Source organism: Nonomuraea sp. NPDC049649, assembly GCF_040675175.1.
Classification (GTDB): Bacteria; Actinomycetota; Actinomycetes; order Streptosporangiales; family Streptosporangiaceae; genus Nonomuraea.
In genome coordinates this window covers 256,636-280,340 of the sequence record NZ_JBFAOH010000002.1, presented here as the reverse complement: position 1 = coordinate 280,340, position 23,705 = coordinate 256,636, and the positions used below count along the sequence as shown (strand labels likewise).

The 23,705-nt window shown below is 73.5% G+C and carries 21 protein-coding genes; 8 read left to right on the top strand and 13 right to left on the bottom strand.

Annotated elements, in window-relative coordinates; all coding sequences use genetic code 11:
* Nucleotides 1–304 precede the first annotated feature (304 nt).
* The 4 genes from AB0J42_RS04555 to AB0J42_RS04540 form a co-directional block, all read right to left on the bottom strand.
* The gene (locus tag AB0J42_RS04555) at nucleotides 305–439 is read right to left on the bottom strand and encodes a hypothetical protein (RefSeq protein WP_364288831.1); all 135 of its coding nucleotides are present in this window, start codon (nucleotides 437–439) and stop codon (nucleotides 305–307) included.
* Nucleotides 440–647: 208 nt separating this feature from the next.
* Nucleotides 648–1,094 carry a hypothetical protein gene (locus AB0J42_RS04550; RefSeq protein WP_364288829.1) on the bottom strand — a complete coding sequence of 149 codons (447 nt, stop codon included), beginning with the start codon at nucleotides 1,092–1,094 and terminating at the stop codon, nucleotides 648–650.
* Complete coding sequence (locus AB0J42_RS04545) at nucleotides 1,091–1,687, bottom strand: sigma-70 family RNA polymerase sigma factor (protein WP_364288827.1); 597 nt, start codon at nucleotides 1,685–1,687, stop codon at nucleotides 1,091–1,093. Before AB0J42_RS04545 ends, AB0J42_RS04550 begins: the two co-directional genes overlap by 4 nt.
* Before the next feature lie 83 nt (nucleotides 1,688–1,770).
* On the bottom strand, nucleotides 1,771–3,111 hold the full coding sequence (locus AB0J42_RS04540) for a S8/S53 family peptidase (protein ID WP_364288825.1): 1,341 nt from the start codon (nucleotides 3,109–3,111) through the stop codon (nucleotides 1,771–1,773).
* Between the two features lie 141 nt (nucleotides 3,112–3,252).
* On the opposite strand from AB0J42_RS04540, the gene AB0J42_RS04535 reads away from it, so the two are divergent.
* From AB0J42_RS04535 to AB0J42_RS04520, 4 genes are all read left to right on the top strand, one after another.
* On the top strand, nucleotides 3,253–5,838 hold the full coding sequence (locus tag AB0J42_RS04535; RefSeq protein ID WP_364288823.1) for a CHAT domain-containing tetratricopeptide repeat protein: 2,586 nt from the start codon (nucleotides 3,253–3,255) through the stop codon (nucleotides 5,836–5,838).
* A gap of 73 nt (nucleotides 5,839–5,911) precedes the next feature.
* Nucleotides 5,912–6,823 (top strand): terpene synthase family protein, encoded by a 912-nt coding sequence (locus AB0J42_RS04530; protein ID WP_364288821.1) that lies wholly within the window; start codon nucleotides 5,912–5,914, stop codon nucleotides 6,821–6,823.
* Nucleotides 6,824–7,082: 259 nt separating this feature from the next.
* The gene (locus AB0J42_RS04525; protein ID WP_364288819.1) at nucleotides 7,083–7,676 is read left to right on the top strand and encodes an ATP/GTP-binding protein; all 594 of its coding nucleotides are present in this window, start codon (nucleotides 7,083–7,085) and stop codon (nucleotides 7,674–7,676) included.
* A gap of 44 nt (nucleotides 7,677–7,720) precedes the next feature.
* Nucleotides 7,721–8,203 carry an Lrp/AsnC family transcriptional regulator gene (locus tag AB0J42_RS04520; protein WP_364288817.1) on the top strand — a complete coding sequence of 161 codons (483 nt, stop codon included), beginning with the start codon at nucleotides 7,721–7,723 and terminating at the stop codon, nucleotides 8,201–8,203.
* Nucleotides 8,204–8,206: 3 nt separating this feature from the next.
* Here the strand turns inward: AB0J42_RS04520 and AB0J42_RS04515 are convergent, their stop codons facing one another.
* Together AB0J42_RS04515 and AB0J42_RS04510 are read right to left on the bottom strand one after the other, a co-directional pair.
* Nucleotides 8,207–10,417 (bottom strand): hypothetical protein, encoded by a 2,211-nt coding sequence (locus AB0J42_RS04515; RefSeq protein WP_364288815.1) that lies wholly within the window; start codon nucleotides 10,415–10,417, stop codon nucleotides 8,207–8,209.
* 44 nt (nucleotides 10,418–10,461) lie between these two features.
* Nucleotides 10,462–11,778, bottom strand: coding sequence for an ROK family transcriptional regulator (locus AB0J42_RS04510; RefSeq protein WP_364288813.1), 1,317 nt, complete (start codon nucleotides 11,776–11,778; stop codon nucleotides 10,462–10,464).
* Nucleotides 11,779–12,119: 341 nt separating this feature from the next.
* On the opposite strand from AB0J42_RS04510, the gene AB0J42_RS04505 reads away from it, so the two are divergent.
* The 4 genes from AB0J42_RS04505 to AB0J42_RS04490 all read left to right on the top strand — a co-directional run bounded on the left by AB0J42_RS04505 (nucleotide 12,120) and on the right by AB0J42_RS04490 (nucleotide 17,763).
* A complete protein-coding gene (locus AB0J42_RS04505; RefSeq protein ID WP_364288811.1) occupies nucleotides 12,120–14,348 on the top strand; it encodes an ATP-binding domain-containing protein in 2,229 nt (742 codons plus the stop codon).
* 602 nt (nucleotides 14,349–14,950) lie between these two features.
* Nucleotides 14,951–16,453 (top strand): apolipoprotein N-acyltransferase, encoded by a 1,503-nt coding sequence (gene lnt, locus AB0J42_RS04500; protein ID WP_364288809.1) that lies wholly within the window; start codon nucleotides 14,951–14,953, stop codon nucleotides 16,451–16,453.
* A 2-nt stretch (nucleotides 16,454–16,455) separates the two neighbouring features.
* Nucleotides 16,456–17,199 carry a polyprenol monophosphomannose synthase gene (locus tag AB0J42_RS04495; protein ID WP_364288807.1) on the top strand — a complete coding sequence of 248 codons (744 nt, stop codon included), beginning with the start codon at nucleotides 16,456–16,458 and terminating at the stop codon, nucleotides 17,197–17,199.
* A gap of 69 nt (nucleotides 17,200–17,268) precedes the next feature.
* Nucleotides 17,269–17,763 (top strand): FxsA family protein, encoded by a 495-nt coding sequence (locus tag AB0J42_RS04490; protein WP_364288805.1) that lies wholly within the window; start codon nucleotides 17,269–17,271, stop codon nucleotides 17,761–17,763.
* A gap of 84 nt (nucleotides 17,764–17,847) precedes the next feature.
* Here the strand turns inward: AB0J42_RS04490 and AB0J42_RS04485 are convergent, their stop codons facing one another.
* From AB0J42_RS04485 to AB0J42_RS04455, 7 genes are all read right to left on the bottom strand, one after another.
* Nucleotides 17,848–18,192: an RNA polymerase-binding protein RbpA gene (locus AB0J42_RS04485; RefSeq protein WP_364288803.1), complete on the bottom strand. Its 345-nt coding sequence runs from the start codon at nucleotides 18,190–18,192 to the stop codon at nucleotides 17,848–17,850.
* Nucleotides 18,193–18,386: 194 nt separating this feature from the next.
* Nucleotides 18,387–19,829, bottom strand: a complete 1,443-nt coding sequence (locus AB0J42_RS04480) for an MFS transporter (RefSeq protein ID WP_364288801.1) — start codon at nucleotides 19,827–19,829, stop codon at nucleotides 18,387–18,389.
* Between the two features lie 15 nt (nucleotides 19,830–19,844).
* Nucleotides 19,845–20,645, bottom strand: a complete 801-nt coding sequence (locus AB0J42_RS04475; RefSeq protein ID WP_364288799.1) for a glycerophosphodiester phosphodiesterase family protein — start codon at nucleotides 20,643–20,645, stop codon at nucleotides 19,845–19,847.
* A gap of 36 nt (nucleotides 20,646–20,681) precedes the next feature.
* On the bottom strand, nucleotides 20,682–21,221 hold the full coding sequence (locus AB0J42_RS04470) for a TrmH family RNA methyltransferase (protein ID WP_364288797.1): 540 nt from the start codon (nucleotides 21,219–21,221) through the stop codon (nucleotides 20,682–20,684).
* A complete protein-coding gene (locus AB0J42_RS04465; RefSeq protein WP_364288795.1) occupies nucleotides 21,218–21,808 on the bottom strand; it encodes a methyltransferase in 591 nt (196 codons plus the stop codon). Before AB0J42_RS04465 ends, AB0J42_RS04470 begins: the two co-directional genes overlap by 4 nt.
* Nucleotides 21,809–21,819: 11 nt before the next feature.
* Entirely contained in the window at nucleotides 21,820–22,767 is a 948-nt protein-coding gene (locus tag AB0J42_RS04460; RefSeq protein ID WP_364288793.1) for a VWA domain-containing protein, read from the bottom strand.
* On the bottom strand, nucleotides 22,764–23,702 hold the full coding sequence (locus tag AB0J42_RS04455; protein ID WP_364288791.1) for a DUF58 domain-containing protein: 939 nt from the start codon (nucleotides 23,700–23,702) through the stop codon (nucleotides 22,764–22,766). Before AB0J42_RS04455 ends, AB0J42_RS04460 begins: the two co-directional genes overlap by 4 nt.
* Nucleotides 23,703–23,705 lie beyond the last annotated feature (3 nt).

Below are 23,705 nucleotides of genomic sequence, written 5' to 3'. Positions count from 1 at the left end.
GAGGGGTCCACGTCAGGCGGCCGGCACGGGGCGGCGGCTCCCGGGGGGTGGGAGCCGGGGAGCCGCCGCCCGGGGGTGCGTACGCCCCGCCCTCAAGACGCGCGAGCGCCGCCGTCACGTACGCGCGACACGTCTTTTCATCGGAACCGCAACGGGAGCCTGGCGGGCTTCCAGACGATGACGCCGCCGCGCCGGAGGAGGGGACCGGCGCGGCGGCCACGGAGCTGCGTGGCGGCGGGAACGGCGATGCTCAACCAAGGGTCCTGGCAGGGATCGCCGGTCCCGCCCGCCACGCGTAACCGGTTCATCCACCCATTCCGGCCGCTGCGATCCCGGCTTGCTCCAGCGCCCGCACGATGCCCCAGATACGGGCGGCGCTCAGGTCTTGATCGCCTTGCGGTGCCGTCTGACGATCGGCGGCGGCACGGTAAAACAGCATCCGAAGCCCCTGGTGGTGACGGACGTGATTGTGGTGATCAACCCGTCTGCCAGGGGGTTTCTCTGTGGCCAGAGATCCGCCTCCGGGAGTATGAAAGAGGCTCAGTTGTGGGGAAACTTGGGGCCGTGCCGGTTCGTACGCGAGCACGGGAGCCACGGACGCGAGCAGGGTGCTGCACGGGCGGGGGAGAGTGGGCCGGTGTGGGTTGCTAGACGCGGATCCAGGAGGTGACCACCGGGGTGCCCGCGCGGGGCACCACGTGGAGGCGGAGGGGCCCGGGGGTGAGGGAGTCGGCGGCGAAGCGGCCGAGCGCGTCGGAACGCACCAGGTGCTCGCCGTCGCGGCGCTGGACGCGGACGTCCGTCTCCTCAGCGGGCAGCAGCCGCCCCAGCAGGCGCGGTCCCGACACCTCGAGCTCCAGCTCCACCTCGGCGGCGCGGAAGGTGAGCAGCCGGGGCACGCCGGCCCCGCGGACCCGGGTGGCGGCGTGCGCGTCCCACGAGTCGAAGGCGAGCAGCGCCAGCTCGGCGTCGAGGGCCCGCATGCGGAACGCCACCATGGCGTCCTCGAACAGTTCCGTCGGCACCGGGTCGAGCAGGTTCGCGATCGCCCGCAGCTCGTTCTCCAGTGCGAAGTCGTCATCCATGTCGTTCACTCCGGCCTCCCGGACACTCCCCGTCGTTCCACCAGGGTCCCGAGCCGCTTCAGGCAGCGTCCCCGCATGGGGCCGATGCTGCCCACCGCGATGCCCAGGCCGCTGGCGACCTCCTGGTAGCTGGGCCTGGGCTCGGCGATGAGGACGCGCAGCAGGAGCCGGCAGCGCTCCGACAGCTCCTGGAAGGCGTCCCACACCTGCTGTGCCCGCTCGGCCTCCTCGATCTCCTCCTCGGCCTCGAGCAGCAGCAGCTCGGGCGAGCGCTCGTCCACGTCGAACCCGATCAGCGCGACGTCGCTGACCGGGATGGCCCGGCCGCTGGTGCGGATGACGCGCAGCGCTTCGTTCTTGGCGGTGGCGGCGAGCCACGCGCCGGCCCGTTCCGGGTCGCGGAGCCTGGTGAGGTGCTCCGCGAACCGGAACCAGGTGGTCTGCGCCACGTCCTGCGCGTCGGCCGCGACGGGCAGGTAGGCGCGTGAGACGGCCCACACCAGGCCGCTGAAGCGCTGGTAGAGCCCCCTCCAGGCGTCGGCGTCGCCGCCGGCGGCTGCTTTGACGAGGGCTGCGGTGTCATCCAGCGCGCTGTCTTCCACGGTGTAGTCCAGGGTCCTTAGCAGTCCAGGGGCGGAAAGCTCATGATATTTCGTGAGCCGCTCCAGGACAGGAGAACGTCCCGTCACCGTAGGTAACCGCTGAGATCCGGTACGGACAGCCGCCCGGACACCAGCTCGGCCGCCGCCTGCCGCGACGAGATGCCCGCCTCGGACATGCGGGCCGCGATCAGCCCGGCCACGATCGGGGTCGCGAAGGAGGTGCCGCTCCACTGCGCGAGCCCGGTGAAGGTGGCCGTGTCGCCCGCCTTGGCCGCCGCCACGCAGGTGCACCCGGCGTACAGCGGAGTGTCGGAGTGGCGGCAGGACGTGCTGTGCGGGTAGCCGTAGGTGTAGGTGCCGGAGGCGAAGGCGTTCACCAGCCGCTCGCCCGGCGCGTACACGGTCACCCAGCCGCCGTGGTTGCTGAAGCACGCCCTGCCCTGGCCGTCCTCGCGCAGCGCGCCCACCGACACCACCAGGTCGCCGGAGGCGTTGACCGGCTCGGCGGCGTAGGCGGCCGGCCAGAACGGGTCGGTGCCGCCGTCGTTGCCCGCCGCGGCCACCAGCACGGTCTCCGGGTGGAGGGTCAGCTCGGCCATGAAGTCGGCCAGGCCGAGCAGCGCCGCCGCGTCGCGGCTGCGGGTGCCGGCCGACAGCGACACGATGTCGGGCCAGCCGTGGGTGGCGAGCGCGTCGCGGATCGCCAGGCCCAGCTCGTCCTCGGGCACCGCCCCCGCGTACGGGAACGTCCGGTGCACCCGGACGTCCGCGGCCGGCGCGGTGGAGCGCAGCACCCCGGCGACGAACGTGCCGTGCCCGGTGTACGGGCCGATCACGCCGTCGGCGACCTCGTCGGTGACGTCGCCCTCGACGGCCGGGATGGCGGGGTCGCCCGAGCCCGCGGCCAGCCACGGGTGGTCGAGGTAGCCGGGCACCAGCCCGGTGTCGAGCACGGTCACCCGCACCCCGGCGCCGGCGTCGCGGGGCCCGGGGGCGGGCAGCACCGGGCCGGAGGAGGGCACGGGCTCGTCGCCCGGGCACAGGTTCACCCCGGCCACGGAGACGAGGTGGACCGGCGTGGCGGGCACCCGCTGCCCGCCCAGCGTGTCGGCGACCAGGCGCGCGCCGCGGTCGCCCACGTACAGGCGGCGCACCGACACCCGGCCCGCGTCGTCCTCGGGCGGCCACACCACCCGCGGGTCGGCCTCGCCCGGCAGGTCCGCGACCATGTTGCCGGCCCGCTCCAGATCCTGGGCGCGGACCAGGACGTGTCCGTCGAGCTCGGCGTAGGCGGGCTCGACCGCGGAGCCCGGCGCGGCCCCTTCCGGCCCGGCGACCGCGCGCAGGCCGGCGGGCAGCGCGGCGTTCACCATGTCGAGCTGCGCCCAGAAGCGGGCGTCGCCACCCGGATCCGGTGTGGTCATCGTCGGTTCCTCCCGCGGAGTCTCGTCTGCGCCTGCTTTCCCAGGCCGTCCTGACACCTATGAGCACCCACCCCGGCGGTTGATACACCTGTGTGACCTGCCGCGTGGACGCCCGGCCTGCGGCGGTTCTACCATCGATGCGTGTCTGGGGCCCGCGACTCCGGCGATCCGCACGACGTGCTCGCCATGGTCTTCGCGCGCCCCAAAGAGGCGCTCCGCGCCGCCAAGGCCATCCTCGCGGGCGGGCGCGGCCCGTACGACTCCTCGATCGCCCGGCAGGCGATCGGCATCCTGCACCGCGAGTTCGGCGACGTCGAGGCCGCGATCGGCGAGCTGCGGCAGGCGGTGCGGCTGGCCCGCCGCTCCGGCTCGCCGGACCGGGAGGCCGACGTGCTGGCCACCCTCGGCATCGCGCTGGTGCACCGCGGCCGCACCCGCTCGGGGCTGTCCGCGCTGGACTCGGCCGCCGTCCGGGCCACCGGCACCACCCGGGCCCGCGTGCTGTTCCGGCGGGCGGGCGCCCGCTGGATCCTCGGCCGGCACCGCGAGGCGCTCGACGACCTGCGCATCGCCGCGCCCGCGCTGCGCCGGGCCGGCGACACCGTGTGGGCGGCCCGCGCGCTCAGCCTCCGCGGCCACGTGCAGCTCGCGCTCGGCAGCGTGCGGGCCGCCGACGCCGACTTCCGCACCGCGCAGCGCATGTTCGCCACCACCCGCCAGGAGCACGACTCGGTGGTGGCCGTGCAGAACCGCGGCGTCGCCGCCTTCGTGGCCGGCGACCTGCCCCTGGCGCTCGCCCGGCTCGACGAGGCCGACCAGGGGTTCCAGCGGCTCGGCACCCCGATGCCCGACCTGGTCGCCGACCGGTGCGCGGTCCTGCTCGCCGCCGGGCTCGCCCGCGAGGCGCTGGAGCAGGCCGACGCCGGGCTGCGGCTGATCGCACGGCTGCGCGGCCAGGCCACCCGGCGGGCCGAGCTGCTGCTGCTGGCCGCCAGGGCCGCGCTGCTCGCCGCCGACCCGGCCACCGCCCGCGAGCGCGCCGCCGAGGCCCGGGCGCTCTTCGCCGGGCAGCGGCGCGCCTGGTGGGCCGAGCACGCCCGGCTCATCCTCGTCCAGGCCGGGCTCTCCGGAGGGGTGACGCCGCGGCTGCTCGGCGACGCCCGCCGCCTCGCCGACCGGCTGCGCGAGCTCGGCTCTCCCGACGCGTGGCAGGCGCACCTGCTGGCCGGCCGGGCCGCGCTGGAGCTGGGCCGGGGCGAGGAGGCGGACCGCCACCTGGCCGCCGCCGCGGCGGCCCGCCACGTCGGCACGGCCACCGCGCGGGCGGGCGGCTGGCTGGCCGAGGCGCTGCGGGCGGAGGCGGCCGGGCAGCCGCGCCGGCTGCTGCGCGCCTGCCGGGCCGGGCTGGCGCTGATCGAGGAGCACCGCCTGACGTTCGGCTCGTCGGAGCTGCGGGCGCTGGTCACCGCCCAGGGCGCCGAGCTGGCCGACCTCGCGCTGCGCCACCTGCGCCGCGCCGGGCGCGGCCGCGAGCTGCTGGGCTGGACCGAACGGTGGCGGGCCACCGCGCTCGACGTGCCGCCCACGCCGCCCGCCGACGACCCTGAGCTGCTCGGCCGGCTCGCCGCGCTGCGCCGGGTCGACCAGCTGCTGGCGGGCGCGCGGTCCGGCGGCGCCGCCTCCGCCGCGCGCCTCGAACGCGAGCGCGCCGCCCTGGAGGCCCGCATCCGGGCCGAGACGTTGAGCCTGCGCGGGCCCGGCGGGCGCGAGGAGCACGGCTTCGACTGCGGGCGGATGCTGCGGGCGCTCGGCCCCGGCGGGCGGCTGGCCGAGCTGGTGATCATCGACGGCGTCCTGCACGTGCTGCTCTGCGCGGACGGCCGGGTGCGCACCTACGCCGTCGGACCGGCCGGGCAGGCGGTCGCCGAGACCGAGTACGCCCGCTCCCGGCTGCGCCGCCTCGCCTACGAGCGCCGACCCGACCCGGCGGAGCTGGCCGCGCTGGGGCGGCACCTGGAGGAGGCCCTGCTCGGGCCGGTCGCCGCCCGGCTGGGCGACGACGGGCCGTGCGTGGTGGTGCCCCCCGCCGTGCTGCACGCCGCGCCGTGGGGGCTGCTGCCGTCGCTGCGGCGCACGGCCTTCAGTGTCGCGCCGTCCGCCGCCGCCTGGCTGCGCGCCCGCGCGTCCGCGCCGCCTCCGGACGGCGGCGTGGTGCTCGTCGGCGGTCCCGACGTGCCCAACGCCGAGGCCGAGGTACGGGCGATCGAGAAGCTGTACGGGGACCGCAGCCGTACCGTGCTGACCGGGGAGGCCGCCACCGCGCAGGCCGTGCTGGAGGCGATGGACGGCTGCCGGCTCGCGCACCTGGCCGCGCACGGCACCTTCCGCGCCGACAGCCCCATGTTCTCCAGCCTCCACCTCGGCGACGGCCCGCTCACCGGCTACGACCTCGAACGCCTGCGCCGCGCCCCCTACCGGCTCGTCCTGTCGAGCTGCGACTCCGCCCAGATGGCGCCCGTCGGCGCCGACGAGGTGCTGGGCCTGGCCACCGCCCTGCTCCACCTCGGCACGGCCGGGATCGTCGCCAGCGTGGTGCCGGTCAACGACGAGCAGGCCGTGCCGATCATGGCGGGGCTGCACGAGGGGCTCAGCGCCGGGTTAGGGCTGGCCGAGGCGCTGCGGCGGGCCAGGGGCGACGACGTGTCGTTCATCGCCATCGGGGCCTGAGGCCACGCGGCTGTACCTTGATCGGATGTAGTGGCCATGTGACAATGCGCTACACACTGATATCTGCGGGTGTATGGGGGTTGTCGCCGATGCTCTGCATGCCGACCGGGTGGCCCTGAGGATGCCCGGCGAGCTGGACGAGGCGTTCGAGCTGGGCCGGACCTGCGCGCTGGCCGCCGAGTGCGACCGCGACCTGAGGCGCTGTGCGGAGATCTACGGAGAGCTTTTCCCGGCGGCCGCCTTCGGCCCGGAGATCTACTCGTCGCTCTCGCTGGCGAGCGCGTTCGGCGCGCCCTGGGCCACCGCCGACCGGCTCAAGGTGGTCAACCGCGCCGCGCTCTGGGTGCTCGCTCTGGACCGGCTCGTCGACCGTATCGCCACCAGCCGCGATCAGGTCGACCGGCTCGTCCGCGACTGCCTGGCGGTGGCCGACGGCGCGCCTCCCAAGGCGGCCGTCACCCGCTTCCTGGCCGACCTGCGCGACGAGCTGGCCACCGTCGGGGAGTTCGCCGCCCTCCACCGGCTCTGGCGCGACCAGCTCGGCCGGACCCTGGCCGGGATGTCCAGGGCTTGGGCCTGGCGTGACAGCGCGGCCGAGGTCTCGCTGGAGCGCTATGTCGGCAACGCCGACAGCCGCGGCACCTGCTTCGTCGACCTGTGCCACCTCATCTACGCGGGCGACGCGTGGGTCAGGGCCCATCTGGAGGAGCTGCGGCCGGCCTGCGAGCAGGTGCAGCGCTACCTCCACCTGCTCGGCGACCTCGCCTCGTACCGCAGGGACCTGAGCTGGGGCGGGCTCAACGTGCTGCTGCTCGGGGTGGGCAGGTCGGAGGTGGACGAGGCGATGGGCGGCCTCGCCCGCGAGGCGGGCGAGCGGATCCGCGAGGTATGGGAGCGCAGCCCGCGCACGGCCACCTTCTTATGGCGTCAAATCGGCTTCAACGCCGGTTATCACAATATTTCGGATCACAGTCACCGAAAGTAGTGAAAGCTGCTCGGAGCCCTGACAGAGGGGTTTACTCACCGCGAATTCGCCTCTTTTGAAGTCGCTATGGACGGCAAAGGTGACATATTGATTTCTGAGAGGCATAGGTGCTTGAGTGAGGTTTGTGGCATTGCTAGGGTGACTCGTTGCCAGGCAGATGGATCACTCTGACTCGCCTTGACAAGCCCTGTTGACGGGATCTCCGAGGTGAGACGTGCGGGCGCGGCACGACCGCGAAGGGACGTACAGGCGGTGCTGGATGGACTTCGGGCGCTCTGATCACTGGCGGCTGCCCACCCCGATCAAAATCCTGATCGCCGGCGGCTTCGGCGCGGGCAAGACCACCATGGTCGGCGCGGTGTCGGAGACCAGGACCGTCCGCACCGAGGAGATGCTCACCCACGCCGGCGTCTACGTCGACGACCTGACCGGTGTGGAGTCCAAGCCGACCACCACCGTCGCCATGGACTTCGGCCGCATCACCATCCGCGGCGACTACACCCTCTACCTGTTCGGCACCCCCGGCCAGGAGCGGTTCTTCTTCGTCTGGGACGAGCTGGCCTCGGGCGCGCTCGGCGCGGTCGTGCTGGCCGACACCCGGCGCCTGGCCGACTGCTTCCCGGCCGTCGACTACTTCGAGAAACGCGGGCAGCCGTTCGTGGTGGCGCTGAACTGCTTCGACGGAGCCCGCCCCTTCACCGTCGGCGAGGTGCGCCAGGCGCTCGGCCTGGACCCGGGCGTGCCGATCGTGCGCTGCGACGCCCGCCGCCGCGAGTCCGGCCGGGACGTGCTCGTCACCCTCGTCGAGCACGCCATGCGCATGGGTGCCTCTCCTGTCGGCACACTGTCATGACATGTCATGAACGCGTCATGACCGCGACCGGCTACCTTTGACCGATGGAGGAGATCGACCGCCGGATCGTCGCGCTGCTGGCCCGTGACGGCCGGATGAGCTTCACCGAACTGGCCAGGGAGACCGGGCTCTCGGTCTCGGCGGTGCACCAGAGGGTGCGCCGCCTGGAGAAACGCGGCGTGGTGCGCGGTTACGCGGCCATCATCGACCACGACGCGGTGGGGCTGCCGCTCACCGCGTTCGTCTCGATCAAACCGATCGACCCCGCGGCCCCCGACGACGCCCCCGACCGGCTCGCCCACCTCACCGCGATCGAGGCGTGCCACAGCGTCGCCGGTGACGAGAGCTACATACTGAAGGTCCGCGTGGCGTCCCCGGTGGCGCTGGAAGAGCTCCTGCAGCAGATCAGGGCCGCCGCGAACGTGTCGACCCGGACCACGGTGGTGCTGAGCACCCCGTACGAGCACCGCGCCCCCGACCTGGTCAGCGAGGACGAGAGCGCGGGCCCCGACGGAGTGCCCGCGTGAGGCTCATCCCGCGCGCGGACTCGCCGCCGTCAGCCGGCGCACCGCCTCCGCGTACGGGGGATCGAACCAGTAGTCGGCGTGCCAGAGCGTCCGCGGCAGCGGATCGCCCGGCCCCGGCGGGACCGGGTCCCAGCAGAACAGGTCCACGGTAGAGATCGTCTCGCGCGGCCCGAACGGATCCACCCGCGCGACGACCGGCCCGCCGATCGGGTCGCTCAGCCGGTACAGGTTGAACCAGGGCATCGCCTCACGCACCGCGCCCAGCCCCGCGGGCCCGAAGTACGCCGGGAAGAACGCCGCGTACAGCCGCCGCAGCGGCGAGCCGTGGGTGAGCAGCCGCACCCGCCCCCGCACCGCCGGGTCGAGCTGCAGCACCACCGCGGCGGCGATGACGCTGCCCTGGCTGTGCCCCGACAGCAGCACCACGTCGCCCTCGCCCCTGGTCAGCCGGCCCACCCGGGCGACCAGCTCGGGCACCACCCGCTCGGTGTAGCAGGGCGGGGCGAGCGGGTGGGTGGCGCGCGGCCAGAACGTGGCCACGTCCCACAGGATCCCGACCGTGCGGCGCAGCCCCGGATCGCTGTACGCGCGGCGCCCCAGCAGCACCAGCCCGGCGAGGAACGCCGCCGTCGCCCAGCTGCCGATCGCGGCGAACAGCCCGGCCAGCCCGTCCACCGGGCTCAGCAGCTCGAACCGGTAGCAGACCGCCACCGCGGCGAACCCCGCCAGCCCGATCCCGGTCAGCAGCCCCAGGACCAGCCCCGCCCGGTCGGTCAGCCCCGCCAGCGCCCACTGTCCGGCCACCTCGTCGCTGTCCCGCCCGTAGTACGGCTCCAGCCGGGGAGCCAGCCGGGCCGCGCCGGTTCGGCGCGCGTTCCGCAGCACCAGCGCCACCACCGCGAACCCCGCCGCCAGGACCGGCACCAGCGCCGCCGTCCACCACACCGGCTCGTCGAGGAACAGCCTCCGCCCCACCGGCCCGCCCGCCCCCGGCGAGGCCGGCACGCCGAAGAACGAGGCCGTCCAGAACATCACGCCGAGCCCGAGCGCGTTGGCCACCGCCGCGGCCGCGAGCAGCGCCACCCAGCTCGCCAGCCCGCCCATCGCCCGCGGCCCCCGGTCACGCCTGGCCAGCGCCCAGGTGCCCGCCAGCGTCGCCGCCGCCAGCACCAGCGTCAGCCCGAACTGGACCGTCCCCGCCCCCACCCCCGGCAACTGACGTGAGGAGGCCGCGCCGGGCAGCCCGGCCGCCGCGCTCACCAGCGTCACCGCCAGCACCACGGCGCCCGCCGCCTCCAGCACGACGCAGATCCGGCCCAGCAGCGCCCCGCCCGGGTCGTCCGCGCCCGGATCCACCCGGCGCGCCACCCCCGGCGCGACCACCGCCAGGACCGCCGCCACCAGCACGGCCGCGTTCGCCGCCGTCAGCGCCAGCCCCGGGCCCGAGCGGGTGAACGGGGCCGCCACCGCCAGCCCGATCCACCCGAGCGCGAACGCCACGTGCACCGCGCGCAGCCGCCGCACCGGCTCGCCGCCGTGCCACAGCCGCGCCCGGGCCAGCAGCGGGCCACGCGGCCAGGACCCGCCGGGCGGCATGGCGGTCCGCTCGTCCCGCCGCCAGGTGCGCCGCCCGATCAGCCAGAGCACGCCCACCACCGTCAGCGGCACCAGCGCCGTCGCGGCGAGCCGCCGCGACGGGTCGGCGCCCCACAGCTCGCTCATCCACCGCACCCACCCGGGAGCCGTCTCGTACGAGCACGCCCGCCCCTCAGCGGTGCACTGCCAGCCGATCAGATCCACGCCGGCCCTGGTGACGGCCGCCACCAGCGTCCCCGTCAGCAGCAGCGCGAACAGCCGCTGCGCCGCCTCCACCGCCCGCCGCAGCCGCCGCCCGCCCTCGGGCCTGGGCAGCATGAAGTACGCCAGGTTGGCCAGCGCGAACGGCAGGAGCAGCAGCCACAGCGCGATCGTCCGCCCGCCGGAGGTGAGCCCCGCCCACGCGTAAGTCTCCCGGCGACGCTCGCCGGGCACGTCCGCGTCCTCGGTCTCCGGCCGCCCGGCGGGCCACCAGCGCCGGTAGAACCCGGTCGTCCCGTCGCCCGCGACCAGCCGGGGATGAGGGTGGGCCAGCATCTCGCCCGGGGGAGTGCCGGACACGCCGTGCACCCGCAACTCCGTCAGCCCGCCCGTGCTGGTGTCCAGGAACCCGTCCATGACGGCAGCATCGGAGGTCACGGCCGGTCACGCCAGCGGACGACCTACTCTGTCACGCCCGCGCCACTGTCAAAGGCGGGCGAACCGGTCACACCCGTCGAGTCGAGCACCTCGTCCCGCACCGTGGCCAGCGCCAGATCGAGCGCCCCCGCCAGCACCGGGTTGCCCGCCACCCGCGACAGCCGCACCCGCGGCCGGGGGATGGTCAGCGCGTGCAGCTCCTCCTCGATCAGCCGTCTGAGCGGCTCCCCGCCCGCCATCGGCACCGCTCCGGCCAGCACGATCAGCGCCGGATCCATTACCGACGTGATCGCCGCCAGCCCCACCGCCAGCCGCCCCGCCACCTCCCGCAACGCCGCCGCCGCAACCCCGGCACGCACCACGCCCGCCCCGCCGTCCGCTGTGACGCCGTTCGCGCGCGTGATGCCGTACGCGCCCACCGGTCCCGCCGTCGCGCCCGGAGCGTCCGGGCGGGTGGGCATGGCGGCGCGGGCCGCGTTGGTGAGGGTTTCGCGCAGGTCGGTGCCCGGGATGCCGTGACGGCGGAGCACTCGCAGGACCGCGGCGCCGCCGGACAGGGCCTGGAAGCCGTGGTCGGCGTAGGGGCCGGTGTCCCGGGCGGTGGGGGCGCCGGGCGCAGGCATGTAGCCGACCTCGCCGGCGCCGCCTGTCGCGCCCCGGTGCAGCCGCCCGCCGAGCACGATGGCCGAGCCGATGCCCGCGTCCGCCCAGAGCAGCACGAAGTCGGGTATGCCAGCGGCGGCCCCGCGGGACTGCTCGGCCAGGGCCGCCAGGTTGACGTCGTTCTCCACCGACACCGGCACGCCCAGCCCCCGGGACAGCTCCGGCACCAGGTCGTCGATGTGCCAGCCGGGCATGTCCCGCACGGTCGCGTACCCCAGCCGCCCCGTCGCCGGGTCGAGCGCCGCCTGCACCCCGATCACCACGTGCCGCGGCGGCGCCGGGGGACGCGCCCCGTGAAGCGCGGCGCGCAGCCGCCCGATCAGATCGCCGCCGGGCGACTCCAGCACGTGCTCGCCGACCACCGTCCCGGTCAGGTCGGCGACCCGGGCCTCGATCCGGCCCGGGGTGACGTCCAGCGCGGCCGCGTACGCCGCCTCGCCGTTGATCCGGTACACCTCGGCGGTGCGTCCCGGCAGTCCGCCTCGTACCCCGTCCAGCACCACCAGCCCGGTCGCGCGCAGGCGGGACAGCAGCTGCGAGGCGGTCGGTTTGGAAAGCCCCGTCAGGGCGCCCAGCTCGGGCCGGGTGAGCGGCCCGCGTTCGAGGAGGAGCCGCAGGGCCGCGCGGTCGTTGATGGCGCGCAGCAGACGGGGCGTGCCCGGTACGGGACCGCTCACTGTCACCCCTCAACCCCGTGGAGTTAGATAAGTTTCCTAACCAGGAGTGAACGTAAAGAGCGGGGGGGCACCCGGTCAAGAGCCGCGACGAACCGTGACCGTACCGGGGAAACAGGGTCTGCTTAAAGAGGGCCCAAAACGCGCGAGAACTGCGCCGCTGCCATGCTAATGTCGACGTTTGTCGTAACTACAAGCAGAATGGCCCGGAGAGCACCATTAACCACATTAATGGTCTGGCGGCAACCCGTCAATCGGAACTCGCCAGGGAGCAGGCGTACGTCACCCGCCTCTACGAACGGCTTGACGAACTGCGCGAGCGCACCCAGCACCAGCTGAAGGAGGTGCTCGCCACCGGCGCCGTCGGCACCATGCAGAACAGGTCCGAGCGCGACACCTTCGCCGACATGTACGCCTCCCGCCTCGCCCGGCTCTGGGCGGTGGAGCGCGGCCTGGTCTTCGGCCGGCTCGACCACGTCGAGGAGGGCCGGCTCTACATCGGCAAGCTGGGCATGACCGACGACGAGCAGGAGCGGCTGCTCATCGACTGGCGCGCGCCGGTCGCGCAGCCGTTCTACCGCGCCACCCCGGCCGCCCCGATGGGCCTCACCCGCCGCCGCCACCTGCAGACCCGCGGCCGGACGGTGGTCGCCGTCGACGACGACCTGCTCGACTTCGACGCGCTTACCGACGAGGACCGGGCCACCCTCAACGGCGAGGCCGCCCTGCTGGCCGCGCTCGGCGAGCGGCGCACCGGCCGGATGCGCGACATCGTCGCCACCATCCAGGTCGAGCAGGACAGGGTGATCCGCGCCGACCTGAACGGCGTCCTCGTCGTCCAGGGCGGCCCCGGCACCGGCAAGACCGTCGTCGCCCTCCACCGCGCCGCCTACCTGCTCTACACGCACCGGCAGCGGCTGGAGCGGCGCGGCGTGCTCGTCCTCGGCCCCGGCCTGACCTTCCTGCGCTACATCGAGCAGGTGCTGCCCTCGCTCGGCGAGACCGACGTGCTGCTGTCGACGGTCGGCGAGCTGTACCCGGGCGTGACGGCCACCGCCCGGGAGACGCCCGAGGTGGCCGCGATCAAGGGCGACCTGCGGATGGCCGAGGTGATCGCCCGGGCGGTCCGCGACCGCCAGCGCGTCCCGCGCAAGCCCGTCGAGCTGAACCTGGGCCGCTACACCCTGACGATGGACCGCCGGATGCTGGAGTCGGCCGCCAACCGGGCCGTGCGCTCCCGCCGCCCGCACAACCAGGCGCGCGCCGTGTTCGTCCGCACCCTGCTCACCGCGCTGGCCCGGCAGGCCGCCAAGAAGATCGGCAAGGGGCTGATCGACGATGACGAGCTGGCCGACCTGCGCGAGGACCTGCGCACCGAGCCGGTCGTCAGGTCCGCGCTCAACCGCCTGTGGCCCTACCTCACCCCGCAGCGGCTGCTGATCGGCCTGTACACCTCGCCCGAGCGGCTCGGGCACGCCGCCGCCGCGCTGACGCCGGAGGAGCGGGCCCTGCTGCGGCGCGACGCCCGCGCCGAGTGGACCGAGTCCGACGTGCCCCTGCTGGACGAGGCGGCCGAGCTGCTCGGCGAGATCGACGAGCAGGTGCTGCGGGCCAGCGCCCTGGCGGCCGAGGAGGAGCTGGCCGCGGCCCGCCAGGCCGAGGAGCACGAACGCGAGGCCGAGCTCGCCTACGCCCGCGAGGTGCTGGAGCTGACCGGGCTGTCCGACATCATGGAGGCCGAGCGGCTGGCCGAGCGCCAGCGCGGCGACGGCCCGCACCTCACCACCGCCGAACGCGCCGCCGCCGACCGCACCTGGGCCTACGGCCACATCATCGTGGACGAGGCGCAGGAGCTGTCGCCGATGGCCTGGCGGACCGTCATGCGGCGCATCCCCACCCGGTCCATGACGATCGTCGGCGACATCGCCCAGACCGGCTCGGCCGCCGGGGCCCGCTCCTGGGCGGAGGTGCTCGACCCGTACGTGGCCGGGCGGTGGCGGCAGGAGAAGCTGACCGTCAACTACCGCACGCCCGTCGAGCTCATGGAGGTCGCCGGCCGGGTGCTCGCCACGATCGACCCCGCCCTGGAGCCGCCCCGGTCGGTGCGCGAGAGCGGGGCGCGGCCGTGGGCGGCGCCGCTGGCCGAGCTGCCCGCGATCGCCGCCGAGGAGGCCGCCTCCGGCGGCAAGGTCGCGGTCGTGGCGCCCGACGCCCTGCTCTTCTCGGTGGGGGAGACGGTGCGCGGGGCGGTCGAGGGCGCCGTGGTCGTCACCCCCGGCTCCGGCCGGGACCGCGGCGCCGAGGCGCTGGACGCGCCCGTCGCCGTGCTCGCCGTGGCCGACGCCAAGGGCCTGGAGTTCGACTCGGTGATCGTGGTCGAGCCGGACCTCATCGCCGCCCAGCCGCCGCGCGGCGCCAGCGACCTGTACGTGGCGCTCACCCGGGCCACCCAGCGGCTCGGCGTGGTCCACGAGCGCCCGCTCTCGGACGCGCTGCGCGGCCTGCCGGCCCGGCAGCGGGCCTCCGGGGCCGCCGACTCACCGGGCAACAGCCGCCCACCTGCGAAAACTTGATGTTTATGCTGATCGGGACACGGTTGACATCTGAGGCTGAGTCGGTAGTTTGCTGCGCAGTCCAGCACGGGACTTGGCCGGTTGGCCGTCTCTGACATCGCCGGATCCTGCGTCCGTGACGGAGCCAGCTCCGTCCACACAGCCAGGTGCAGGGCCGTCGGTCCGTCGAGTCGGGGCACCCCAGCCGGGCGGGGGGTTGGACCCGGGACGGGCCCGGGAGCCCAGTAGACAACGGAATTCCGCGCTCGCCGCCGACGAGACGGGTCCGGTCCGAAGGGTTTCCGGGCCCTCTTCCCGTTCCCGTGCCCAGGGCTCGCCAGTGCGCCGGGTGATCCCGTTTCTCGCGGGATCACCCTGTCGCCATGCCGGGATGACCGCGAAGGGCTCGCGGGGCGGTAGCGTTTTCGCATAGCAAGGCGTGCGGATCGCAAGGAGACCCCGCAGTGGTTCAGGAGAAGACGGGCCCTCGGGCCACCCCCGCCCTTCCCGGCGACGGGAGCGGCCCTCTACCCCAGGGCGCTTCTGAGGCCACGGGCGGGGACCGTGCTCTCGCCTCCCCGGGCACCGGTGAGACGGCCGCGAGAGAGACGGAGCCGCGGCGGGTGCTGGCCGCACGGCTGGCCGCCGCCGTCGTCGGCGGCGTGCTGCTCTATCTGGCGTTCCCGCCGCTCGACTGGTGGCTGTGCGCCCCGGCCGGGCTGGCGCTGATCGCCGGTTCCCTGTACGGGACGCGGCCGAAGAGGGCGGCCTGGATCGGCTACCTGGCCGCGGTCGTGTTCCTGGCGCCCACGCTCGTCTGGGTCAGCGCGCTCGGCGCCGACATCTGGGTCATGCTGGTCGGCGTCGAGAGCCTGTTCTACGCGGCCATGGCCGCCGCGGCCGCCCCGGTCTTCCGGCTGCGGGCGTGGCCGATCTGGTTCGGGGCGCTCTGGGTGGGGATGGAGTGGATCCGCGGGCTCGTCCCGGTCGGCGGGTTCCCGTGGGCGCGGGTCGCCTTCAGCCAGGGCGAGTCGGTGTTCACCCCGTACGCGGCGCTGGGCGGCGCGCCGATGGTGTCGTTCGCCGTGGCCGTCTGCGGCGCCCTGCTCGCGCACGCGGTGCTCGTACGGCCGCGCACGGGCCTGCTGCGGGCCGTCCCGGTCGCGCTGGCCCTGGCCGTGCCCGTGATCGCGCTGGCCGTGCCCAGGCCGCAGGACGAGGGCCGCACCGTCAACGTCGGCATCGTCCAGGGCAGCGTGCCGGGCCGCGGCATGTACGCCCTGGGCGACGAGCCCGCGGTCGTGCTGCGCAACCACGCCGAGGAGACCAAGCGGCTGGCCGCGCGGGTCCGCGCCGGCGAACTGCCCGAACCCGATCTGGTGGTGCTGCCGGAGAACTCCACCGACATCGACCCGTACACCGACGCGACCGCCCACCGCGTCATCCACGACTCGGTGCGCGACATCGGCGTGCCCACCCTGGTCGGCGCGGTGGTGGCGATCGGCGACGAGCACCGGGCCACCCGCAGCCTGGTGTGGGACCCGGAGACCGGACCCGGCGACTACTACGACAAGCAGAACCTGGTGCCGTTCGGCGAGTACACGCCGTTCAAGGACCTCGTGCTCGCCCTGTACGAGCGGGCCCACCTGGTCGGCAGGCAGTCCGTCCCCGGCAGCGGGCCGGGCGACCTGAAGATGGGCCCGGTCACCGTCGGCGCCGTCAACTGCTACGAGGTGGCCTACGACGGCACCGTGCGCGAGACCGTCCGGGCCGGGGGGACGCCGATCGTGGTGCAGACCAACAACGCCTCCTACGCCGAGTCCAACCTGCCCTGGCAGCAGCTGGCCATGTCGAAGCTGCGGGCCGTCGAGCACAACCGGGCGGTCGTCACGGCCGCCACCACAGGCATCTCCGCATTTGTCACGCCCGACGGTAAGGTCTCGTGGCACACCGAGGAACTCGTCGCCGACAGCACCGTCGTGACGGTGCCGGTACGTACCGAAAAGACCATCGCCACGAGGGTCGGCGCGGCTCCTGAGTGGGCATTGATGATGTTGGGCGCGGCGGCCACCGTCGTCGCCGCCCGGCGCGGGCGCCGGGCCGACCGGATGATGGGGAGCGACTGACGATGGAGACGCTCGGCCGGGTGCTGGTCATCGTCCCGACCTACAACGAGCGCGAGAACCTGCCGAGGATCACCGAGCGGCTGCGGGCCGCCCTGCCCGCGGCCCACATGCTGGTGGCCGACGACAACAGCCCCGACGGCACCGGCGAGATCGCCGACAAGCTCGCCTCGGCGGACGACCACATCCACGTCCTGCACCGGCCGGCCAAGCAGGGGCTCGGCGCCGCCTACATCGCGGGCTTCCGGTGGGGGCTGGGCGAGGGCTACGACGTGCTGGTGGAGATGGACGCCGACGGCTCCCACCAGCCGGAGGAGCTCCACAAGCTGCTGACGGCGCTGTCCGACGGCGCCGACCTGGCGATCGGGTCGCGCTACGTGCCGGGCGGCAAGGTCCGTAACTGGCCGGCCTCGCGCGAGCTGCTGTCCCGCGGCGCCAACCTCTACACGCGGATCATGCTCGGCCTGCCGGTGCGCGACGCCACCGCGGGCTTCCGCGCCTACCGCGCCTCGACGCTGGAGAAGATCGGGCTGGCCGACGTGGAGTCGCAGGGTTACTGCTTCCAGGTCGACCTGACGCTGCGGACCTGCCGTCACGGGCTGCGGGTCGCGGAGGTGCCGATCACGTTCGTGGAGCGTACGGTCGGCACCAGCAAGATGAGCGGCCGGGTGATGGGCGAGGCGTTCTGGCGGATCTTCCAGTGGGGCGTCACCGGGATGCCCGCGCGGCTGCGCGGCCGGCGCACCTGACTCATCGGAACGCGGCGGCGGTTCCGGGCGTTGTACTTGCTGTAAGACGTTTGCGGAAACGAGGCGACGATGCGGCTCCTGCTCTTCCTGGTCTTCCTGGTGGTCCCCGTGCTGGAGGTGTGGCTGCTGATCCAGGTCGGATCGGTGATCGGCGGCTGGCAGACCGTCGGGCTGCTGGCGGCGGCCGCGGTGTTCGGCTCCTGGCTGATGCGGCGTGAGGGGCGCCGGGCCTGGCGCGATCTGCAGGAGTCGATGCGGACCGGCGTGCTGCCCGAGCGGGAGCTGGCCGACGCGGCGCTCGTGCTGGCGGGCGGCCTGCTCCTGGTGACGCCGGGCTTCTTCAGCGACCTGGTCGGCCTGCTGTGCATCCTGCCGTTCACCCGGCCGTGGGCGCGGCGGCTCGGCGGATGGTTCTTCGAGCGCCGGGTCAAGCGGATGGCCGAGGCTTCCCCGTACGCGAACCTGTTCCCGCCCCAGCCCGGCCCGGCGCCGTCGGACGCCCGGGGCGGCGAGCCGCGCGCGAAGGTTGTGCACGGCGAGGTCATCCGCGACGACACCGATTGAGAAGACACCGACTGAGAAGACGCCGACTGAGAACGACGGAACCCCCCGGGCCGCCGGCCCGGGGGGTTCACCGTGAGAGTGTCGTCAGGCGCTCTTGCGGCGCTGGGCCCTCAGGACCGCCAGCCGCTCGTTGAGCACCTCTTCCAGATCTTCGATGGACCGCCGCTCCAGGAGCATGTCCCAGTGAGTCCGCGGCGGCTTCACCTTCTTCGACTCCGGCTGCTCGCCGTCGACCCGCAGCGCGGTCGCGCCGCACATGCGGCACTCCCAGGTCGCCGGGATCTCAGCTTCGACGGCAAGCGGTACCTCGAAACGATGCCCCTTGGGGCAGGTGTAAGACACCTCCTGGCGCGGAGCCAGATCCGTGTTACGGTCGTTCTCGTAGCTGGTTGCCCCGAGCCGGGTGCCACGAAGCGCGCGCTCGCCCATGTTCTAATGCCTCCTACAGGGCCCCCATGCGTGGGGGGTCTGTCTCCCACGGTGTGTAACGCTTGGTACCGTGATGGGATTCCCACCCGCAGGGTGATCCAATCGCCCTACCGCCGAGGAGTTGCCGCGGCAGCGGGCTCCGGCGGCCCGCCGCCGCGCTGAGCAGCGGCGGGAGAGCGCGCCGTTCCGCAGAGTCAGATGTTGCTCGGCACCTCGTTGCCCGCCGCGCGGATCGCCTTGGGCAGGTTCACCAGTGCCAGCAGCACGAACCCGAGCACGAAGAAGATGACCATCGACATGATGGCGATGCGGTAGCTGTTGGTGAGCTGCAGCGCGATCGTCACGGTCAGCGCGCCGATGAACGCCGAGCCCTTGTCGCTGATCTGCAGCAGGCTGAAGTACTCGGCCTCCTTGCCCTTCGGGATCACCTGGGAGAACAGCGAGCGCGACAGCGCCTGCGTGCCGCCCAGCACGATCGCGATGGCGAAGGCCATGAGGTAGAACTGGAACGCCTGCCCCTCGCGGACGAACATCGCCATCAGCACGATCGCCGTCCACACCACGATGCTGGCCAGCACCGTGCGCTTGGTGCCGAACCGCTCCGCCAGCCGTCCCAGCAGCAGCGCGCCGAAGAAGGCGACGAACTGCACCATGAGGATGGCCGAGATCTGGACGTCGCGCTCCAGCTTGAGCGCCTCGGAGGCGAAGGCCGCGCTGTTGCCGATGACCGTCTGGATGCCGTCGTTGTAGATCAGGTAGGCCAGCAGGAACAGCAGCGTCAGCGGGTAGCGGCGCAGCTCCTTGATCGTACGCCAGAGCTGGCGGAAGCTGCCGCCCACCGATCCCAGCGCGGTGCCCTCGTGCGCCGGGACCGGCCGGTTGCGCAGCCGCAGCAGCGGCACGATCGTGAAGACCGCCCACCACAGCCCGGCCGACGCCATCGCGATCCGCACCGCGTGGCCCTGCGTCAGCCCGAGACCCTCGTAGTTCAGGAAGAGCACCAGGTTGAGCGCCAGCAGCAGCCCGCCGCCCAGGTAGCCGATCGCCCAGCCGCGCGACGACACCCGGTCGCGTTCGTCCGGTGTGGAGATCTGCGGCAGGAACGAGTCGTAGACGACGACCGAGGCGCCGTAACCCAGGTTGGCCAGCACGAACAGCCAGCCGCCGAGCAGGTAGCGGTCGCCCTCGAGGAAGTACAGGCCCATCGCGGCCAGCGCGCCCGCGTAGGCGAAGATGCCGAGCATCTCCCGCTTGCGGCCGGTGTGGTCGGCCAGCGCGCCCACCATCGGCAGGATCACGATCTGCAGCAGCACCGCCACGGTCGTGATCAGGCCGAAGAAGGCGGCCGGCCGGACGTCCATGCCGTACACGTCCACGTATCCCAGGCCCGGGTTCTGCACGGTGAGCCGGTCGAAGTCGCTCACGCAGGCGGCGGCGTCGAGCCGGGGGAAGTCCTTGGCGCACGCCGCCGTCTTGGCGATCTCGATGATGTACGGGCCGAGGAAGACGGAGATGATCGTGGTGTAGAAGGCCGAGTTGGCCCAGTCGTAGACGTACCAGCCGCGCTGCTCGCGCCGGCGCGCGGCCGGCGACTCTGCGGGGGGATCGGACGCCGCGGGGGGTGCGGGTTCGGACATGGTGTCGGGTCGCTCCTAGGCGGCCATGCGGCCGGGATGCCATAGGCCGCGCCGCTCCAGGACGCCGCGCAGGCCGGTGATGTTGTCGGTCATGATGCCGTCGACGCCCAGGTCGAGCAGGTGTTCCATCCGGGCGGTGTCGTTGACGGTCCACACGTGGACCTGCATGCCGATGGCGTGCGCCGTCCGCACCAGGTTGCGGGTGGTGACCCGCAGGCCGCGGAAGCCGACCGGCACCTGCGCGCAGGGGATGGCCGCGCGTTTCAGCCGGGCCAGCAGGCGGCCGTAGCCGGAGGTGGCGGCGGCGGCCCGGAGCGCGGCCACGCCGCGCGGCCCGAGCGCCGAGCACACCTCCCGCCCGATCGCCGCCCTGGCCAGGGTCAGCCGTTCGTCGGAGAAGGAGGTGAGGCAGATCCGGTCGTAGGAGTTGGTCCGCCGGATGGCCTCGGCCAGCGGCGCGATCGCCGCCGACTCCTTGACGTCGATGTTGAAGCGGGCCTCGGGCCAGGTGCCGAGCAGGTCCTCCAGCTTCGGGATCTCGTGGACGCCGTCGATGCGGGCCTGCTTGACCACGCGGTAGGGCAGCTCCGAGATGCGGCCCTTGCGGTCGGTGACCCGGTCGAGCGTGTGGTCGTGAAAGGCGATCAGCACGCCGTCGGAGGTGGCGTGCGCGTCGGTCTCCAGATAGGTGTAGCCGAGCCGGACGGCACGTTCGAACGCCTCGAACGAGTTCTCCGCCCCCTCCAGCGCCCCGCCCCGGTGGGCGAAGGCCAGCGGGCCCGGATGGTCGAGAAAGGCGAATCGGCGGCTGAGCACGATCAGAAGTATGCCTTCCGCGGGTGAACGTTAAGGTTACGAATCGGGGAGATTCTGCCATTCCTGGCGGCGTGCCTCGGCCAGCGCGATGGCGGCCGCGACCGCCACGTTGACCGAGCCGACCCGCCCTACCTGAGGGATGTAGCAGACGCCGTCGGCGGAGTCCAGCAGGGCGGGGGAGCAGCCGTGGTCCTCGCTGCCGACGACCAGGCACACGTCGCGGTCGAGCGCAGCCCGGTGCAGCGGCACCGCCTCCGCGGTCAGCTCGACCGCCAGGACGGTGAAGCCGTCGTCCCTGGCCGCCTTGACCGCCTCCGTCGCGGGCACCGGAGGGTGCCAGGTCACCAGCCGCTCGGTGCCGAGCGCGGTCTTGCCCGCCTTGGGGTTGGTGGGCGGGGTGGCGTTGCCGGCCAGCCAGATCTGCTCGACGCCGAACGCGGCGGCGGTACGGAAGATCGACCCGACGTTGAACGGGCCGGTGACGGACTCCAGGATCAGCGCCAGCCGGTTGGCGGTGTTCCTGCGCCAGGTGCGGTTGAGCCGCTTGACGTCGGTGGGGCGCAGTTGCCTTCTCATCGTTCGACCCTCAGTACGCGGTAGGAGGCCCTGGAGGCCTCGCGGGAGGCCCGCCAGCCCTGCTCGCCCAGCCAGCGCTGCAGGGAGTCGGAGCCCAGGTGTTTCTGGACGACCAGGTAGGCCGCGCCGCCGGGAGCCAGCCGCGACAGCCACCTGGTGAGCATTTCGTGCAGGGCCGCCTTGCCGATGCGGATGGCGGGATTGGACCAGATCGCCTGGAACGTCACGTCGTCGGGGACCTCGTCCACATGCACGGACCTTACTTTGTCAAGGCGGGCGGCCCGGGCGTTCCGCGCCGTCAGCTCGACGGCCCGCCGGTTCACGTCGACGGCCCACACGGTCGCCCCGGGCGCGCGGGAGGCCATCGTCAGCGCGATCGGCCCGTAGCCGCAGCCCAGGTCGAGCAGGTCGCCGTGCTGCGGCGGCGGCGGGACGGTCTCCAGCAGGATCTTCGTGCCCAGATCCACCCGATCGGGGGAGAAGACGCCGCTGTCGGTCTCCAGCCGCAGATGCAGGTCCGGCAGGACGAGGTCGGCCTGACCCGGCCTGCGCTCGGCCTCCGGCCGTTCGGAGAAGTAGTGCCCCACAGCGCAGAACGTTACGGGATCCGCGTACCGAACAGGACCGCGGCGCCCGCCACCAGCAGGCCGGCGAAGAGCGCCCCGAGGATGAACTGGTGGGTGATCTCCTGCTTGACCACCTTGTAGCCGAGCGAGGTGCCGATCTGCTCGTAGACCTCCCGCAGCTGCCGGCTCGACTCGGCGGTGTAGGCGCGGCCGCTGGTGCCGTCGGACAGCGACTGCAGGGTCTGCTTGTTGACCGGCACGTTCACCGGGCGGCCGTCGATCGAGACGGTGCCGTCGGGCGTGCCGTAGGCGATCGTGGAGACCGGCACGTGGCCCTGCTGGGCGGCGTCGGTGGCCTCGCGCACCGAGCGGCCCGAGGTGTTGTCCCCGTCGGACAGCAGCACGATCGCCGCCGGCGGCGGGTCGTTGCTCGCCTCCTGGTCGAAGTTGCGGATCGCGTCGAGCGAGTTGAACACCGCCTCGCCGATGGCGGTGCCCGGCCGGGTGGTCAGGTTGCCGATGGCGGTCTCCACCGCCTGATGGTCGGTGGTGGGGGAGATGACCACGTTGGCGGAGCGGGCGAAGGCCACCACGCCGACGTTGAACCGGTCGGGCAGCTCCCGCACGAACGCCTGGGCGGCCGACTTGGCCGCGGTGATCCGGTCGGGCTCGACGTCGGCCGCGTCCATGGACAGCGACACGTCGAGCGCGATCATGATGGTGGCCCGGTCGCGCGGCACCCGTACCTCCCCGGCGGGGCGGGCGGCGCCGAGGACCAGCAGCGACATCATGACGAGGAACAGCACGGGCGGCACGTGACGCCGCCAGCCGGGGCCGCCGGGCGCGACCAGGTTGAGCAGGGCCAGGTTGGTGAAGCGCACGGTGTAGCGGCGCCGGGCGAACTGCGCCGCCACGTACCCGGCGATGAGGAGCACCAGCACCGCGAACAGCCACAGCCAGGCGGGCGACAGGAACGTCAAGGGTTCACCTTCCGGTGTGCCAGATGGCTCATGCGCCGCTGGCGCAGGACGAACTGCGCGACGTCGAACACCCAGTCCCGGTCGGTGCGCAGCACCAGATGGGCGACGCCGGCGCGGCGCAGCGCGAGGCGGGTGCCCTCCCGCTGGAGGGCCGCGGCCTCCGCGTACGCACGGCGGACTTTCGGGGACAGGTGCACGTCGCGTACCTGCCCGGTCTCCGGGTCGGCGAACGCGACGCGCCCCACGTCGGGCAGCTCCAGCTCGCGCGGGTCGATCACCTCGACGGCCAGCACCTGGTGACGGGCCGCCAGGCGGCGCAGCGGGCGCTCCCACGGGCGTTCCGCGTCGGGGTCCAGGGTGGGGGCGGCGTCCAGGAAGTCGGAGACGATCACCCGCATGCCGCGCCGCCTGCGGGTGGCGGCCAGCACGTCGATGCCCTCGGCGAGGTCGGGCGGGTCGGCCACGACCTGGCCGCGCGGGGCGTCCATGAGGGCGCTCAGCAGCCCGTACAGGGCGGGCCTGCCGGTGCGGGCGGGCATCCGGTGGATGTGCTCGTCGTGGATGACGAGCGCGCCGAACCGGTCGGCCATCCGGCTGGACAGGAACCCGATCGCTCCCACGGCGGCGACGACCAGGTCGCGCTTGTCGGTGTCGGCGGTGCCGAAGTCCATGCTGGGCGACAGGTCGGCCAGCGCCCACGTCTCCAGCTCGCGGTCGGCGACCAGGTCGCGCACGTGCGGGACGGTCGTACGGGCGGTGACGTTCCAGTCCATGCGCCGCACGTCGTCCTCGCCGGGCACGTAGACGCGGCTGTCGCCGGCCTCGCTGCCGGTGCCGGGCAGCAGCCCCCGGTGGGCGCCGTGCAGCAGGCCGTCGAGCCGCCTCATGACGGTGAGCTCCAGGCGGCGCAGGGCCTGCTCGGCTGTGCTGCTCATATG

Bases quoted from the DNA above. Each gene is read 5' to 3' on its own strand.
- AB0J42_RS04490 (WP_364288805.1), top strand. From the start codon at position 17,269: ATGCGGCTCCTGCTCTTCCTGGTCTTCCTGGTGGTCCCCGTGCTGGAG.
- AB0J42_RS04470 (WP_364288797.1), bottom strand. From the start codon at position 21,221: ATGAGAAGGCAACTGCGCCCCACCGACGTCAAGCGGCTCAACCGCACC.
- AB0J42_RS04495 (WP_364288807.1), top strand. From the start codon at position 16,456: ATGGAGACGCTCGGCCGGGTGCTGGTCATCGTCCCGACCTACAACGAG.
- AB0J42_RS04480 (WP_364288801.1), bottom strand. From the start codon at position 19,829: ATGTCCGAACCCGCACCCCCCGCGGCGTCCGATCCCCCCGCAGAGTCG.
- AB0J42_RS04520 (WP_364288817.1), top strand. From the start codon at position 7,721: ATGGAGGAGATCGACCGCCGGATCGTCGCGCTGCTGGCCCGTGACGGC.
- AB0J42_RS04485 (WP_364288803.1), bottom strand. From the start codon at position 18,192: ATGGGCGAGCGCGCGCTTCGTGGCACCCGGCTCGGGGCAACCAGCTAC.
- AB0J42_RS04530 (WP_364288821.1), top strand. From the start codon at position 5,912: ATGGGGGTTGTCGCCGATGCTCTGCATGCCGACCGGGTGGCCCTGAGG.
- AB0J42_RS04540 (WP_364288825.1), bottom strand. From the start codon at position 3,111: ATGACCACACCGGATCCGGGTGGCGACGCCCGCTTCTGGGCGCAGCTC.
- AB0J42_RS04455 (WP_364288791.1), bottom strand. From the start codon at position 23,702: ATGAGCAGCACAGCCGAGCAGGCCCTGCGCCGCCTGGAGCTCACCGTC.
- AB0J42_RS04515 (WP_364288815.1), bottom strand. From the start codon at position 10,417: ATGGACGGGTTCCTGGACACCAGCACGGGCGGGCTGACGGAGTTGCGG.
- AB0J42_RS04525 (WP_364288819.1), top strand. From the start codon at position 7,083: ATGGACTTCGGGCGCTCTGATCACTGGCGGCTGCCCACCCCGATCAAA.
- AB0J42_RS04555 (WP_364288831.1), bottom strand. From the start codon at position 439: ATGCTGTTTTACCGTGCCGCCGCCGATCGTCAGACGGCACCGCAAGGC.